Consider the following 13923-nt stretch of genomic DNA (forward strand, 5'->3'; position numbering starts at 1 on the left):
GGGGTTGATCCCTTCCTTATATACCGACGTGACTTTTCTGAATGGGGTAAATCCTGCCCAGGGATCGTCACGTCCATTTATCGGAGAAAATAATGAACAATCCCTTTCAAAGCCACACCACGTCCGGATTTTACCTGGTGCTGCGCCCCGTAACCCCTGACGAAATCCTCAGCATGGCCCGCCAATTGATTCAACAGCGCTTTGCACGAGGCCAGGCGATTACCAGCCCGAATGATACCCGGGAATTTCTGATGCTGGAATTGGCCCTGCTGGAGCATGAAGTGTTCTACTGCATCTATCTCGACAACCAGCACAAGATCCTGGCCAGCGAAGCCTGTTTTCAAGGCACCGTCGATGGCGCCAGCGTTTATCCGCGGGAGATCGTCAAGCGGGCCCTAGCGCTCAATGCCAGCGCCGTGATCCTGGCACATAACCATACGTCAGGTCTGGCCGAGCCTAGCCAAGCGGACCGGCAGATTACCGAGAAATTGAAAGCGGCACTGGCACTCATCGAGGTCCGGGTCTTGGATCATTTCGTGATCGGCGGCACCGAGTCTTTTTCATTTGCAGAACGGGGATGGTTATGAAAATCAGGCTAAAACACACCTCCATCCCGCTGAAACGGGCAACCGAATCCCTGCAGGTTGCAACGCAATCCCGGCCAGGGCAACACATGACAAGCCCCGTGGGCATGTTAATACACATTAACACGCCTACCTTGATGTTGCGTATTCGCAAGGAGGCTGCGGTATGACCAACGAAATGACATCCCCCTTAATGCAATATCATGGGGCACGAAAATCGTCGACATCGTGCGCAGCGTTGACACTGTATCTCGACAATTTGGCGCCCACTGGACGACGTTCGATGCGTTCCTTGTTGCAAAACGTGGCTACATTGCAAGGCTGGTCCGGAGCGTTGGAACAACTGCCATGGCTATCGCTGCATTATGAACATGTAGCCGGTATTCGGGCGACGTTGCGCAAGACTGGAAAATCACCGAATACGATCAACACGACACTCGCGGCGATGCGTGGCGTGTTGAAAGCCGGCTTTTTATCTGGCCAGTATCCGGCACAGGAATGGCAACGGATTCAGTCCATCAGTCGCGCGCCAGGTAAGCAAGTATCTGTCGGGCGGCGCCTCCAGGGAAAGGAAATCGATCGGTTGCTGCAAGTGTGCCGGCAAGACGATTCCCTGCAAGGATTCCGCGATGCAGCCATCGTGGTGTTATTGGCCTACGCAGGACTCAGGCGTAGCGAGGTGACAAGCTTAAACATCACGGATTATAGGGTACGTAACGGGCATTTGCGGGTCCGTGAAGGCAAAGGTAATCGCTCACGTGAATTACTGTTGCCCGTGCTCGCCCGTGCTTATATTCGTCGGTGGATTCATTGTCGTGGCAATAGCCCAGGCCCCTTATTTTGCCGATTGGCGAAAGACGGCGAATGCGATCCGTTACAACGCATGAACGCACAACGTATTTACGGCATTTTAAAAAGGCGAGCGCGAGAGGCCGGCATAGCCTCCTGTACACCGCATGACCTCAGGCGCACCTTTGTCACCCGCTTGCTCGAACAAGGCGTGGACTTCAACACCACACGGCAATTGGCAGGCCATGAAAACATTCAGACCACAATCCTGTATGACCGGCGGCACACGAAAGCCCAACGGTAAGCGATGGCGAATTTCAGCTTTTAAAGGGATGCCATCTCCGTAAATTGGACTCGAAAACCGCTTCGGCAAAATCGGCAAATCGGCATGGCGTTGGATTTCAATTCAGCAAATTCGCAAAAACAAAACACCGAAAAAAACACCTCACACAGTCGCCAAAAACCATCACAAAAAAATGAAAACGATACCTGCAAAAGTGCATCCGTTTTTGTTTGAAAAAAATAAGCTCGCGCAAAAAACAGCGAAAAAACGCGAGAAAAAAGCGCATTTTCGAAAACTGTAAATGCGCTGCACCACAACCATCTGCGGTGCAATTTATGACAACCACATCACTTGAAACTTTCGCAAAAATTCTCCCGCGCGTCATCCGCATTCGCGATGCGCCATTTTATCTCGGGATGGACAAGAACCGTTTTAACACCGAAGTCAGACCTTCGCTAACCGAAATCAAAATCGGCACGCAGGGGATTGCCTTCGATCGCCTTGAATTAGACGCCTGGTTTGACGACTACAAAAACCGCCACTGCAAACCTCGCGCACAAAAACAACAATTACAGGAGAAAACCACATGGCAAAGAAAATCCCCGGTCTCGTCAAAAGGGGCGACTGCTGGCACATCGACAAAGTCATCAAAGGCAGACGCATTTGCCAAAGCACTGGCACAAGCGACCTCGAAGAAGCGAAAAGTTACCTTGCACGATTGATGGAAGAGAACCGGCAAGCCACCGTGTATGGCGTGCGTCCGAAACGCATCTTTCGGGAAGCTGCAACGAAATATTTGTTGGAATCGCAAAAGGCGAGTCTGAAAGATGCCGCTTTGCATCTGAAGTTACTGGATGACTATATCGGCGAGTTAACGTTGGAGTCGATCCACATGGGCACATTACAAAGCTATATCCAGGATCGTCGTAGTCAAGGCGTCAAAAACCGGACGATTAATTATGCTTTACAAACCGTGCGCCACATCCTGAATCTGGCAGCCATGGAGTGGATTGATGAATATGGCCTGACTTGGCTGGCCACCGCGCCGAAGATCAAGCTGTTACCGCAACTGGATGCAAGAAAACCGAGTCCTTTGAATTGGGAGCAACAGGAACGCTTGTTTCAAGAATTGCCCGAGCATCTGGCGAAGATGGCGCTGTTTAAAGTCAACACGGGTTGCCGGGAACAGGAAATCTGCACCTTGCGGTGGGAATGGGAGGAATACATTCCAGAACTCGACACCAGCGTTTTTATCATCCCTGTACATGCCGTCAAAAACCGTCTACAAAGACTGGTGGTCTTGAATAGCGTTGCTAGGGGAGTAGTTGAGGAGTTACGAGGACACCATCCGGAATATGTCTTCACCTATAAAGGCAACCGGATCACGGTAATGAACAATTCCGGATGGCAAAGCGCTCGCAAGCGTGCGGGATTGCCGCAAATCAGGATCCATGATTTAAAGCATACGTTCGGAAGGCGCCTTAGGACGGCAAACGTATCGTTCGAAGACAGGCAGGACTTGTTGGGTCACAAGTCGAGCCGGATTACGGATCATTATTCGTCTGCCGAATTGGAAAATCTGATTGCGGCGGCGGAAAAGGTCTGCGTCAGAGGGTCACGCAAAATTCACGCAACGAAAACGTAAGGCAATAAAAAAGGGAATCAATGACGTTGTAAATCATTGATTCCCTTATCAATTCATGGAGCTGGCGATGGGACTCGAACCCGCGACCGGCTGATTACAAATTTGAAGGTCTGTTATTCTCTGCTGATTGCTTAACCTTAACAAACCTTTACAAGCCTTTAAATACAGCCTATCATAGCCTTAACGGGGTTACACGAAATTTGCTTAAATTTGCTCTACTGTGTAACCCCGGCGTAACCCCGGAATCATTTGTAACCCCGGAAGGCGGAGACATGGCACAGAATAAAATCAATTTCACTAAGGCGGCTTTGGATGGCTTGGCATTGCCCGAAGCAGGTAAACGGGAAACTTACCACGACCTGAAAACAAACGGACTACAGCTACGCGTCACCAGCAATGGCGTTAAAACCTTCTCACTGTTCAGACGGGTTAAAAACGGCAGTCCTGAGCGCGTAACCCTGGGGCGTTACCCGGACATGTCTGTCGAGCAGGCCAGAACGGAATCGACCCGCTTAAATGGGCTGTTAGTTCAAGGCATCAACCCCAACACCGACGCCAGAGCCTTAAAGACCGAAACCACGCTGCAAGAGCTGTTCGACGAATTTCTAAAGCATCGGCGCAATAAGAGAGGCGCGTTTCTGTCGGAGAAAACCAAGCGCAGCTATCGGTATGACTTCGGCTTGTATCTGGAGAAATGGGGCAGGCGGAAACTGTCGCAGTTTAAAGATACCGACTTCGGTAAGCTCCACGCGGAGATAGGAAAGGAGCACCCTACTACTGCCAACCGGGTTATTGCAATGGCATCAAGCCTGTTCAGCTATGCTGCCGAACGGAAGTTATTCAAGGGTACGAATCCGGCGCACGGCATCAAGAAATTCCCGGAGACCAAGAGAGACCGATTTTTACAGTCCGACGAATTGCCGGCGTTTTTTGAGGCTTTGGCGGAGGAGCCGAACGATACTCTACGCGACTACTTTTTATTGTTACTGCTGACCGGTGCGCGGCGTTCCAATGCTCAGGAAATGCAGTGGAGCCAGCTCAATCTGGATAGGGCAGAGTGGCGTATTCCGACCACCAAAAACGGCGAACCGCAAACCGTCACGCTGACTCCGGAAGCCGTCACCATTCTGCAAACAAGGCGTGGCGGTGATCCGGTTTGGGTATTCCCTGGAAGCGGCGCTACCGGGCATCTGGTGGAGCCCAAAAAAGCCTGGAAGCGGATATTGGACAGGGCAGGGCTATCCGACCTGCGCATTCACGACTTGCGGCGTACCTTGGGCAGTTGGCAGGCTAAAACGGGCGCGTCTCTGGCGATTGTCGGCAAGAGCCTTAACCACAAGTCGCCATCGACCACGGCCATCTATGCCCGGTTAGACTTAGACCCCGTGCGCGAATCCGTCGAACGCGCCACCAGCGCCATGCTGGCGGCCGGTGGTCTGAAAGAGTCAGGAGAGATTATCCCTATCACCAAAATGAAGAAAGCATTATGAGCATTGACTACCACGATTTTATTACCATCGAACCGGGAAAACGCAGCGGTAAGCCTTGTATACGCGGTTTGCGGATTACCGTCGATGACATCCTTGACTGTTTTTCGGCCGGCATGACCGAAGAGGAAGTGCTGGACGATTACGACTATTTGACCCGCGACGACATACGCGCCTGTTTCGCTTATGCGGCCGACCGCGAGCGCCATACGCGGGTAATCAAGGGATGAGGCTGCTTTTTGACGAGAACCTGTCTCCCAAAATGGTGGCGGGGTTAAGCGATATTTTTCCTGGATCTGCCCATGTTGATCGGGTGGGTCTGGGCGGCGGTTCCGACAATGAGGTATGGCGTTACGCCAAAGATAATGATTTTGTCATTGTCAGCAAGGACGCCGATTTTTACGAACAAAGCATGTTGCGAGGTCAACCGCCGAAGGTGATTTGGATACGGCGCGGCAACTGCACCAATAGACAATTGCAGTTGATCCTAAGAAACAAGGCTGGCGATATTGCCGAGCTTTGCATGGCAGATGATGTTTCGCTGCTAAGGATCGATTGACCCCCAATTAACCGGATAGGCCGACGGGCCAATAAGGATGATTGCGCTTTAATGAAGGAGTGCTATGGATTTGTCAGAAATTTTATTCAGTTTAAGTAACGGCAGGTTAACCCAGGATGAGGCTGAGCAACTCATCCATAATTTACATAAAAAGAAACGTGGGCGTCCCAAGAAAATAAATAATCACCCCATGAAAAAAGAAGGGAAGATAGGGTGCCCTAAAAAACTTTCGAAGTATGAAAGAAATATTTCAATCATGGCGGCCAGAGTTGCATTAGATATTCATTATCCAAACTTGTCCGCTACGTCAAAGAAAATATATTTAGCTGAAACTTTTTGCATAGGAGAAAAGGCTATCGAGGCCGCGATAACGGAATTAAATAAGCGCGCTGTAAGAAAAGAAGTTTGGGTTTGCCAAGAAACAAAAGAAATTGCCTTTGTAGACCAGGAGCACATTAATAGCGTTTTTTTTGGAGCAGTATTAGGCCCTGATTCAAACGTTGTTTTTCGTAAAGTTGGTATTACAAATTACATAAAATGGATTCCTAAAAAAATAGCGGGAAAATAAGACGATTTTATCGTGAATTATTTAGGGTTACAGTCACAAAAAGATGTCGTAGATTAACAGCATGTTTTACAAACCCTTACGGAGGGCCATTACATGCTGCAAACAAATACCGATCTTTTAAACACTAAGCAAGCCGCTGAATACCTAGGCGTTACTGTTTCGACGCTAGAGGTTTGGAGATGCACAAAGCGCTATCCCATCCCTTTTATCAAAGTCGGCCATCTGGTCAAGTATAGAAAGACCGCTCTAGATGCTTTCCTGGAATCGCGCACAGTTGACGCAGCCGACGGACAATAAAAAACCCGACCATCACCCATAGATAGCCGGGTTCTTGAACCAAAACCGCAATTTCAACGCATTGAAATTATAACGGTTTTTGGCGATGGATGCACCGGCAAAAAGGACTTTGCCATGATTGAAAAATTAATCACGCGCCTTGATGGCGTCAAACGAACCGGACATGGCCGCTATATCGCCCGATGCCCTGCCCACGCTGATAAATCCCCGTCTCTAACGATAACCGAAAAGGGCGGAAAAATTTTATTCCATTGCTTCGCCGGATGCGAGCCGGCTGACGTGCTGGCCGCTATCGGCCTGACGTTCAGCGATCTTTACCCCGAGAAATCTACCTACAACAAAGGCAGCAGCCGAACGGCGGCATTCAATCCATATGATGTATTGAAATGTCTGGCGCGTGAGGCCGGAATCGTTACCCTGGCAGCGCGGCAGATAGTCCATAAAGCCCCATTGTCGGAAACCGATGCCGAGCGCGTGGATCTGGCGTATAACCGCTTACGCGATGCAGCCGAATTGATGGGGGTACGGCTATGAGCGAGTACGTTTCCGGTATTGAAGAATTGCTCAATCAGACACAAGGGGCAGGCGAAATGGGCGAGCCGGGTGCGTTGGCTGCTGATGTGCCGAACCCAATTGAAATCCAACCTTTGCGCCGCCCACACCAACCCGCCGAGCCGTTTCCTATTGACGCGCTTGGTATCAAGTTGAAGGCAGCAGTCGAGGCGGTTCAGGCAGCCGTCAAAGCGCCGCCCGCCCTATGTGCTCAGTCGTTTTTAGCGGGCGCGGCAGTCTGCATTCAAGGTATTGCGGATATCCGGCTTCATTGCAGCCGAATCCCACTGTCTGAATTTTTTCTTACAATTGCCGAATCCGGCGAACGCAAGAGCGCAACGGATAATCACGCGAAACGGCCTCATGCGGCTTGGCAGCACGAAGAATACAAGTTATTCAAGGATGCATTGCGCCAATTTCAGGATGAGAAAGAGGCATTCGAGAGAGCACGAAAAGATGCCATCAAGGAAGGCAAAGATTGCCCTTTGCCCGAGCCATCAGCTCCACGTATGCCGATGCTCTTCAGCGAAGACCCGACGTTTGAGGGCATCTTTAAATTGCTGGAAACCGGCTTGCCGTCAATCGGCATCTTTTCCGATGAAGGCGGTCGGATGTTGGGCGGGCATGCGATGAATGCTGAAAACCGGCTGAAGACTGTCGCATCCCTATCAAAGTTATGGGACGGCGCGCCGATAGACCGAGTTCGGGCCGGGGACGGCAGCCGGATCTTATACGGGCGGCGCTGTTCGGTTCATTTGATGGCGCAGCCGGGCGCGGCGGCTTTATTCCTGAACGATGGCGTTTCAGCGGATCAAGGGATTCTGTCTCGGTTTTTGATCGTGCACCCGGAGTCGACTAAAGGAACGCGCTCCTATGTTGATATAGACTTGCACAATGACCCGGCGCTATTGGCCTATAACGCCACCGTTGACCGATTACTGAGGTCGTGGAAATGGGATCAGGACACCGGGGAGCTTGAGCTAAGAACAGTCAATTTATCAGCAAAAGCCCGTCAAATGTGGATTGCTTATCACGATCATATAGAGGGACAGCAGACAGCCGACGGGCCTTATCGATCTATTACCGCATTTGCTTCCAAGGCCGCCGAACACGCGGCGAGATTGGCCGGAATCCTTCAGCTATTCGACGACCCAGGCGCGCAGACAGTTGACGAAAATCACATGGTTTGCGGCATTCGTTTGACTGACTTCTACCTGACCGAAGCGTTACGACTCAGGCAATTGGCAAGTGAGAATCAAGACCTGATTTTAGCTGAAAAATTACTGGAGTGGTTTAGGGCCGAGGGTTTAAGACAGATTTATCCCGTGAAAGTGTATCAGGAAGGCCCTGCCGCCATCCGAAGCAAGGAGCGGGCGATTCCCATTTTAAAAATCCTGGAGGGGCACGGCTACCTATCGCCTATTTCACCTGACCAAGCGCCGGAAATCGACGGCAAAATCAGAAAGCAGGCATGGAATATCAACGCTTATTCACCTGATGAGGTTTTGGTATGAGTGCGCCGATAAAATTTAATTTTTCGGCTTATACCCCTGCTATTCCCGCTATTCCTGCTATTCGAGAGCACGAACCGATGCCAAGAATAGCAGAATCGCAGGAATCGCAAGGCCCTAAGACAGAAAATGCAAAATCATTCCCTAATCAAGAGATATTCCCGAATAGCAGAATAGCAAGAATAGCAGAGGCAGACCGTCAAAAAATACTGTCCTGGCTATCTCATATTGGCGAAACGGATCAGGCCGCCGTCGACGATGTTATTGATTATTGCGCCAGTGACCCGGATGCATTGGCCTATTACTTGGGCCGGGCCGGGGAAGTCCCGCAACCACCGCCAGACGACCGCCACCATTGCCGCGAGTGCCTGAACCTGAGGAACGGCTATTGCACCCGGCAGCGGTTCAGGCCGGTCGATGACATTCCCCGCCGCTGCGAAGACCACACCGGCACGGACGAATACGCTTGAACAGTACGCAAGGCGGTACGCAAAGAGTACGCATATCCAATCATTGGCGAAACGAAGGAACACCACCATGAACAACATTACCGAAACCACCCTCCCCTTACCTACCAACATCAATGACCGTATAGCCGCTCTGAAACAGAAAGCCACCTTAGCCATCGAGACATGGCAGCCGGAACCCGGCGAAAGCCTGATAGGCGAATTGATCGGTTCACAAAAGGCATCGGGCATTTACGGCGAAAACATCCAGATCCTCATCAAGGACGAAACCGGGCACGTTACCGCGGCATGGCTCACTGCCTGGTTAAAAGATAATCTGAGGGCGCAAGGAGCCGATAAAGGCGACTTGGTAGCGATTACCTTCTTAGGCAAGAAGATGTCGCCAGCGGGGCGACCGTATAACGCTTATTCGCTGGTCGTCGATAAATTGAACAATGTTTAATTATAATCAACCTGAATCAGCAGGATTTCAGCAGGATGGCAGATACAAAATTCAAGCCCGGACAATCGGGCAATCCCAAAGGCCGGGAACCCGGAGCTACCCCGGCAACAAAACTTCGAAAAGCCATTGCCGACGCCATGCCGGAGATTCTGGCGCAACTGGTCGAACAGGCCAAGGCCGGAGACGTGGCCGCCGCCAAGGTCTTGATTGACCGGGTATGCCCGCCATTGAAGCCGCAAGCTTTGCCGATTAGCTTGCCCGTGAACGGATCGCTGACCGAACAAGGCGTCGAAATTATCCGGGCAACGATGGCCGGGCAGATACCGCCCGACATCGGCAGCCAGTTGATAACCGCCCTGGCGGCGCAATCGAAAATCATTGAAGTGGATGAACTGACTAGACGAGTGGAAGCCCTGGAGGCGAAACAATGAGTATCAAGACGAGAGTAAATAAACTGGAAGCCAAACACCGCCCCATAGGGCTGGTGGTGATTATCCTGATGGACGGAGAAACCGAGGAGCAGGCGTTACAACGCTGTTACCCAGACGAGAAACCGGATCAGGTGGTATTCTTGGATGAGGCGGATAAAACCGCCTAAACAACAAGCCGGGTAACACCGGCTTTTTTATGCCTGGCGTTCATATCGGCAATGCAGTGATGTGCTACTTTCAGGAAACAACGCCCATTGCAATAATCATGCCCGTCTGTAACGCACGGATAGCGCGGCTTTCAGAGAGTTGGCACGAAATCATGCTAAGGAATTGATTGTATGCCAAATAGGAAACAATCAGCCGGGCCACTGCATGAGGTAATGGCAACGGCGGCCACGCTAACGGCTATCTCGCCGTTGTCCATTTTTTCGATAATTTCAGGAATGCCGCTTTCTACGACTTTTTTGGCTTGTCGATAGGTTTCTTTATTGCCGAATCCGGCTTGCTCTGCGGCGATATCATCCTTTCTTTTTCCAGAAATTGCTTCGCCAAAATTTTGGCAATCCTCTTTTTCAGTATATTGATTAGTTCCGCGCCTATCCCCGAGTTCGGCCTCAATCGCCTTCCCAATAGCCACTTTCTCAGAAACCGTCCATTGCTTAGAGAAAGCATTGGCGTCTACCCAATCGGTGCTTGCAGTAATGTGCTACTTTCAGGAAACAACACCCATTGCAATTATCATGCCCGCCTGTAATGCATGTTTGTCAAGGCTTTCAGAGAGTTGGCACGAAATCATGCTAAGAAATTGATTGTATGTCAAATAGGAAACAATCAGCCGGGCCACTGCATGAGGTAATGGCGGAAACGGTAGGATTTGCGGGAGCGTGATCGATGGGGCAAAAGGCTTTGTTTAACCTGGAGTGTAACCCCAGCGTAACCCCGAAAATAAAAAAGGGCTTAGATTTGAATCTAAACCCTTGATATTCATGGAGCTGGCGATGGGACTCGAACCCGCGACCGGCTGATTACAAATCAGCTGCTCTACCAACTGAGCTACGCCAGCAAAGAAGTGCGCATTATACAGAAGAAAATTATTTTGCAAAGCATTTTTTAATTTTCATTCTGCATAACTCAGTTCTCTTATCAGGGCCTCGCTTAGGGATTATGTCCGGTTGGCCTGGGGAATTTTATTACCGCTTTTTCGCGGCTCGCGGATGTTGACTTCTGATTTTGCGTACTCGATTCTTGCCGGGTAAACCCGCTTCCTGGCCGGTATGCTTGGTTCTGAAGCGTTGTCCATTTTCCGGTGAAGTGCCGGTGCCTTTCGGTTGGAACGACGGAATCAAATGGTGCTTGCCGTTGCCGATCAGGTCGCTGCGGCCCATGTTGTTCAACGCTTCCCGCAATAAGGGCCAGTTGTTAGGGTCGTGGTAGCGCAGAAAAGCCTTGTGCAGGCGGCGCTGTTTTACGCTTTTCGGGATGTAGATGTTTTCCGACTTGCGGCTGACCTTATGCAGAGTATTCTTGCCGGAATGATACATCGCGGTCGCGATCGCCATCGGCGACGGCAGAAAGGCCTGCACTTGATCGGCGCGAAAGCCGTGGCGCTTCAGCCAGAGGGCCAGATTCAGCATGTCCTGGTCGGTGGTGCCGGGATGGGCCGCGATGAAATACGGAATCAGGTATTGCTCCTTGCCGGCTTCCTTGGAAAACTTGTCGAACATTTCTTTGAAGCGGTCGTAGGTGCCGATGCCGGGCTTCATCATCTTCGACAAGGGGCCTTGCTCGGTGTGCTCGGGGGCGATTTTCAGATAGCCGCCGACATGATGAGTAACCAGCTCCCTGACGTATTCGGGCGAGGTCACCGCCAGATCGTAGCGCAGGCCGGACGCGATGAAAATCTTTTTGATGCCGGGCAGGGCGCGGGCGCGCCGGTAAAGCCTGATCAGCGGAGTGTGATCGGTATTCAGATTCGGGCAGATGCCCGGAAACACGCAGGAGGGCTTGCGGCAGGAAGCTTCGATTTTGGGATCCTTGCAGGCGAGCCGGTACATGTTCGCGGTCGGCCCGCCCAGGTCGGAAATATGGCCGGTAAAGGCCGGCGAGATGTCCCGGATGGCCTCGATTTCACGAATGATCGAATCTTCGGAGCGGCTCTGGATGATCCGGCCCTCGTGCTCGGTAATCGAGCAGAAGGTGCAGCCGCCGAAGCAGCCGCGCATGATGTTGACTGAATGCTGGATCATTTCGAACGCCGGCACGTTGGCTTTGCCGTAAACCTTGTGCGGCAGCCGCGAATAGGGCAGGTCGTAGACGCCGTCCATTTCCTTGGTGGTTAAGGGTAACGGCGGCGGATTGACCCACACCTGACGCTGGCCGTGCTGCTGAAGCAAGGGGCGGGCGTTGCCCGGATTCGTTTCGCCGTGCATGACCCGCGATGCATGGGCGTACAGAACCGGATCGTCCTTGACGTCCTCGTAGGCGGGCAGACGGATCACGGTATGGGCGCGCCGGTTCCGGAGCAGAGTCCTGTCGAACTGCACCACGCTTTCGCCGGGTTCTTCGCCGGCAGCCGCCTTTGCTTCACAAGCGGGCTGTTCCTGATAGGGATTTTGCGGCGGTGCGACAATGCCGGGCCGGTCGAGCTCGGTCGAGTCCCTGACCGCGTATCCGGGCGGAATCTCTTTAACGAAATGCACGGTGCCGCGGATGCCGGTCAGATCGGAGATGGCTTCCCCCAGCGCCAGCCGGTGGGCGATCTCGACGATTTGCCGTTCGGCGTTGCCGTACACCAGAAGATCGGCCTTCGAGTCGAGCAAGACCGATTTTTTGACGGTATCGGACCAGTAATCGTAATGGGCGATCCGGCGCAGGCTGGCTTCGATGCCGCCGATGACGATCGGCACGTCCTTGTAGGCTTCACGGCAGCGGTGCGAATAGACGGTGACGGCCCGGTCCGGGCGTTTGCCCGCGGCGCCGTCCGGCGTATAGGCGTCGTTGGAGCGGATTTTCTTATCGGACGTATAGCGGTTGACCATCGAATCCATATTGCCGCCGGTGATGCCGAAAAACAGATTGGGGCGGCCCAGTCTCCGGAAATCGTCGGCGGAGGTCCAGTCGGGCTGGGCGATGATGCCGACTCGGAAGCCTTGCGCTTCCAATAAACGGCCGATCAGGGCCATGCCGAAGCTGGGGTGGTCGATATAGGCGTCGCCGGTCACCAGAATGATGTCGCAACTGTCCCAGCCCAGTTCATCCATTTCTTCCCTGCTCATCGGCAGCATGGGGGCCGTGCCGAAACGATGGGCCCAGTATTTGCGGTAACCGAAGAGAAAAGGTGCCGAGGCTATGGTGGATAATTTCATTTTCTGATCACGTGGTTGAGAGTGCCGGCATTTTGCCGGCAAAAATCCTTTAAAAAACCGGGAAACTCGATGAGGTAATGCTGTTCAAGGGCGAGGGCGCGGGACCTAAGCCGGTTCAGCTCGTAAACCGGCGTACCTTCGTTAAAGGCAAAACCGATGGTATTGCCTCTATCGTGGACCGTCAGAAAGAGAACTTTCGAGTTAAAGGCGCTGTCGAGCCAATCGGCGCAAGCATCGTACAGCGGCTTGTCCGTGGTCCACAGGTTGAGAACCAGGATGCCGTCCGGCTTCAATAAACTTTTGCAGGCATCGAAAAAAGCAATGCTGCGCATCGAGTGCGCCATGCCTTCCTGGTCGAAGGCGTCCAGAAAAATCAGACTGAATTTTTCCCGCAAAGTTTCGGTGCGCTGGCGTATGAAACGGCCCCCATCGTCGATGACGATTTTCAAGCGGGGATCCAAAGGCAGCCCGAAATGGCTGCGCGCGATTTTGACCACGCTTTTCCGGTATTCGATCGCATGCAGCCGGCACTCCGGGAAATGGTGCAGCAGGAATTTGGCCAGGGAGCCGCCGCCCAGGCCGACGATCAAGGCAGTTTCAAAAGATTCCTTGAACAACAGCCAGGCGGTCATGGCGCGCACGTAGGCCAGTACGAGCCGCTCCGGCTCGGCCAAAGACATGCTGCTTTGCCGGGAAAGGGTACCGAAATGCAGCGATCTGACGCCGTCACTCTCGACAATTTCAAGAATGCCGTCATCGTCGTGGCTCTGATGGATGAGACGGGCGTCGTATTTATACATAAACCGGGAAAAGAAGATCGTTCAAGCTGGCCATTATACATGAGGCGCAGCATTAGCCGGACGTTTCGGTATTTTTTAAACGAAAGGCGGTGTCAGGGACTGAGATTGGCTCTCCGTCTCGGCATTCTTCCTATTCCTCCGGT

At 52.3% G+C, this 13923-nt stretch carries 18 protein-coding genes and 1 tRNA gene; 15 read left to right on the forward strand and 4 right to left on the reverse strand.

Features of this window, described 5'->3' with window-relative positions; genetic code table 11:
• Positions 1–92 precede the first annotated feature (92 nt).
• The 15 genes from radC (at position 93) to A3OW_RS27550 (ending at position 9782) form a co-directional block, all read left to right on the forward strand.
• Complete coding sequence (gene radC, locus A3OW_RS0101080; RefSeq protein ID WP_020561580.1) at positions 93–587, forward strand: RadC family protein; 495 nt, start codon at positions 93–95, stop codon at positions 585–587.
• Positions 588–750: 163 nt separating this feature from the next.
• Positions 751–1677, forward strand: coding sequence for a tyrosine-type recombinase/integrase (locus A3OW_RS0101090; RefSeq protein ID WP_020561582.1), 927 nt, complete (start codon positions 751–753; stop codon positions 1675–1677).
• A 314-nt stretch (positions 1678–1991) separates the two neighbouring features.
• A complete protein-coding gene (locus A3OW_RS28410; protein ID WP_232422305.1) occupies positions 1992–2378 on the forward strand; it encodes a hypothetical protein in 387 nt (128 codons plus the stop codon).
• A complete protein-coding gene (locus tag A3OW_RS0101100; protein ID WP_232422431.1) occupies positions 2378–3301 on the forward strand; it encodes a tyrosine-type recombinase/integrase in 924 nt (307 codons plus the stop codon). Before A3OW_RS28410 ends, A3OW_RS0101100 begins: the two co-directional genes overlap by 1 nt.
• A gap of 272 nt (positions 3302–3573) precedes the next feature.
• Positions 3574–4791 (forward strand): tyrosine-type recombinase/integrase, encoded by a 1218-nt coding sequence (locus A3OW_RS0101105; RefSeq protein ID WP_020561585.1) that lies wholly within the window; start codon positions 3574–3576, stop codon positions 4789–4791.
• Positions 4788–5018, forward strand: a complete 231-nt coding sequence (locus tag A3OW_RS0101110; protein WP_020561586.1) for a DUF433 domain-containing protein — start codon at positions 4788–4790, stop codon at positions 5016–5018. Before A3OW_RS0101105 ends, A3OW_RS0101110 begins: the two co-directional genes overlap by 4 nt.
• Positions 5015–5347 (forward strand): DUF5615 family PIN-like protein, encoded by a 333-nt coding sequence (locus A3OW_RS0101115; protein WP_020561587.1) that lies wholly within the window; start codon positions 5015–5017, stop codon positions 5345–5347. The genes A3OW_RS0101110 and A3OW_RS0101115 overlap by 4 nt, the downstream gene beginning before the upstream one ends.
• Positions 5348–5411: 64 nt before the next feature.
• Positions 5412–5915 carry a hypothetical protein gene (locus A3OW_RS0101120; RefSeq protein ID WP_020561588.1) on the forward strand — a complete coding sequence of 168 codons (504 nt, stop codon included), beginning with the start codon at positions 5412–5414 and terminating at the stop codon, positions 5913–5915.
• Positions 5916–6008: 93 nt separating this feature from the next.
• Entirely contained in the window at positions 6009–6212 is a 204-nt protein-coding gene (locus A3OW_RS0101125) for a helix-turn-helix domain-containing protein (protein WP_020561589.1), read from the forward strand.
• Positions 6213–6326: 114 nt separating this feature from the next.
• Positions 6327–6746 (forward strand): CHC2 zinc finger domain-containing protein, encoded by a 420-nt coding sequence (locus A3OW_RS0101130; protein ID WP_020561590.1) that lies wholly within the window; start codon positions 6327–6329, stop codon positions 6744–6746.
• Positions 6743–8278, forward strand: a complete 1536-nt coding sequence (locus A3OW_RS23770) for a YfjI family protein (protein ID WP_020561591.1) — start codon at positions 6743–6745, stop codon at positions 8276–8278. The genes A3OW_RS0101130 and A3OW_RS23770 overlap by 4 nt, the downstream gene beginning before the upstream one ends.
• Positions 8275–8745, forward strand: coding sequence for a hypothetical protein (locus A3OW_RS26770; RefSeq protein ID WP_232422306.1), 471 nt, complete (start codon positions 8275–8277; stop codon positions 8743–8745). Before A3OW_RS23770 ends, A3OW_RS26770 begins: the two co-directional genes overlap by 4 nt.
• A 67-nt stretch (positions 8746–8812) precedes the next feature.
• Positions 8813–9184: a hypothetical protein gene (locus A3OW_RS0101145; RefSeq protein ID WP_020561593.1), complete on the forward strand. Its 372-nt coding sequence runs from the start codon at positions 8813–8815 to the stop codon at positions 9182–9184.
• 35 nt (positions 9185–9219) lie between these two features.
• Complete coding sequence (locus A3OW_RS0101150) at positions 9220–9615, forward strand: DUF5681 domain-containing protein (protein ID WP_020561594.1); 396 nt, start codon at positions 9220–9222, stop codon at positions 9613–9615.
• A complete protein-coding gene (locus A3OW_RS27550; protein ID WP_020561595.1) occupies positions 9612–9782 on the forward strand; it encodes a hypothetical protein in 171 nt (56 codons plus the stop codon). Before A3OW_RS0101150 ends, A3OW_RS27550 begins: the two co-directional genes overlap by 4 nt.
• A gap of 155 nt (positions 9783–9937) precedes the next feature.
• Here A3OW_RS27550 and A3OW_RS0101160 read toward each other — a convergent pair whose 3' ends face one another.
• The 4 genes from A3OW_RS0101160 to A3OW_RS0101175 all read right to left on the reverse strand — a co-directional run bounded on the left by A3OW_RS0101160 (position 9938) and on the right by A3OW_RS0101175 (position 13780).
• On the reverse strand, positions 9938–10252 hold the full coding sequence (locus tag A3OW_RS0101160; RefSeq protein WP_020561596.1) for a hypothetical protein: 315 nt from the start codon (positions 10250–10252) through the stop codon (positions 9938–9940).
• 350 nt (positions 10253–10602) lie between these two features.
• Positions 10603–10678: transfer RNA gene (locus tag A3OW_RS0101165), tRNA-Thr, on the reverse strand.
• 127 nt (positions 10679–10805) lie between these two features.
• Complete coding sequence (locus A3OW_RS0101170) at positions 10806–12980, reverse strand: YgiQ family radical SAM protein (RefSeq protein ID WP_020561597.1); 2175 nt, start codon at positions 12978–12980, stop codon at positions 10806–10808.
• The gene (locus A3OW_RS0101175) at positions 12977–13780 is read right to left on the reverse strand and encodes a spermine/spermidine synthase domain-containing protein (protein ID WP_020561598.1); all 804 of its coding nucleotides are present in this window, start codon (positions 13778–13780) and stop codon (positions 12977–12979) included. The genes A3OW_RS0101170 and A3OW_RS0101175 overlap by 4 nt, the downstream gene beginning before the upstream one ends.
• Positions 13781–13923: the final 143 nt, after the last annotated feature.

Origin of the sequence: Methylosarcina fibrata AML-C10 (assembly GCF_000372865.1) — a bacterium.
Classification (GTDB): Bacteria; Pseudomonadota; Gammaproteobacteria; order Methylococcales; family Methylomonadaceae; genus Methylosarcina; species Methylosarcina fibrata.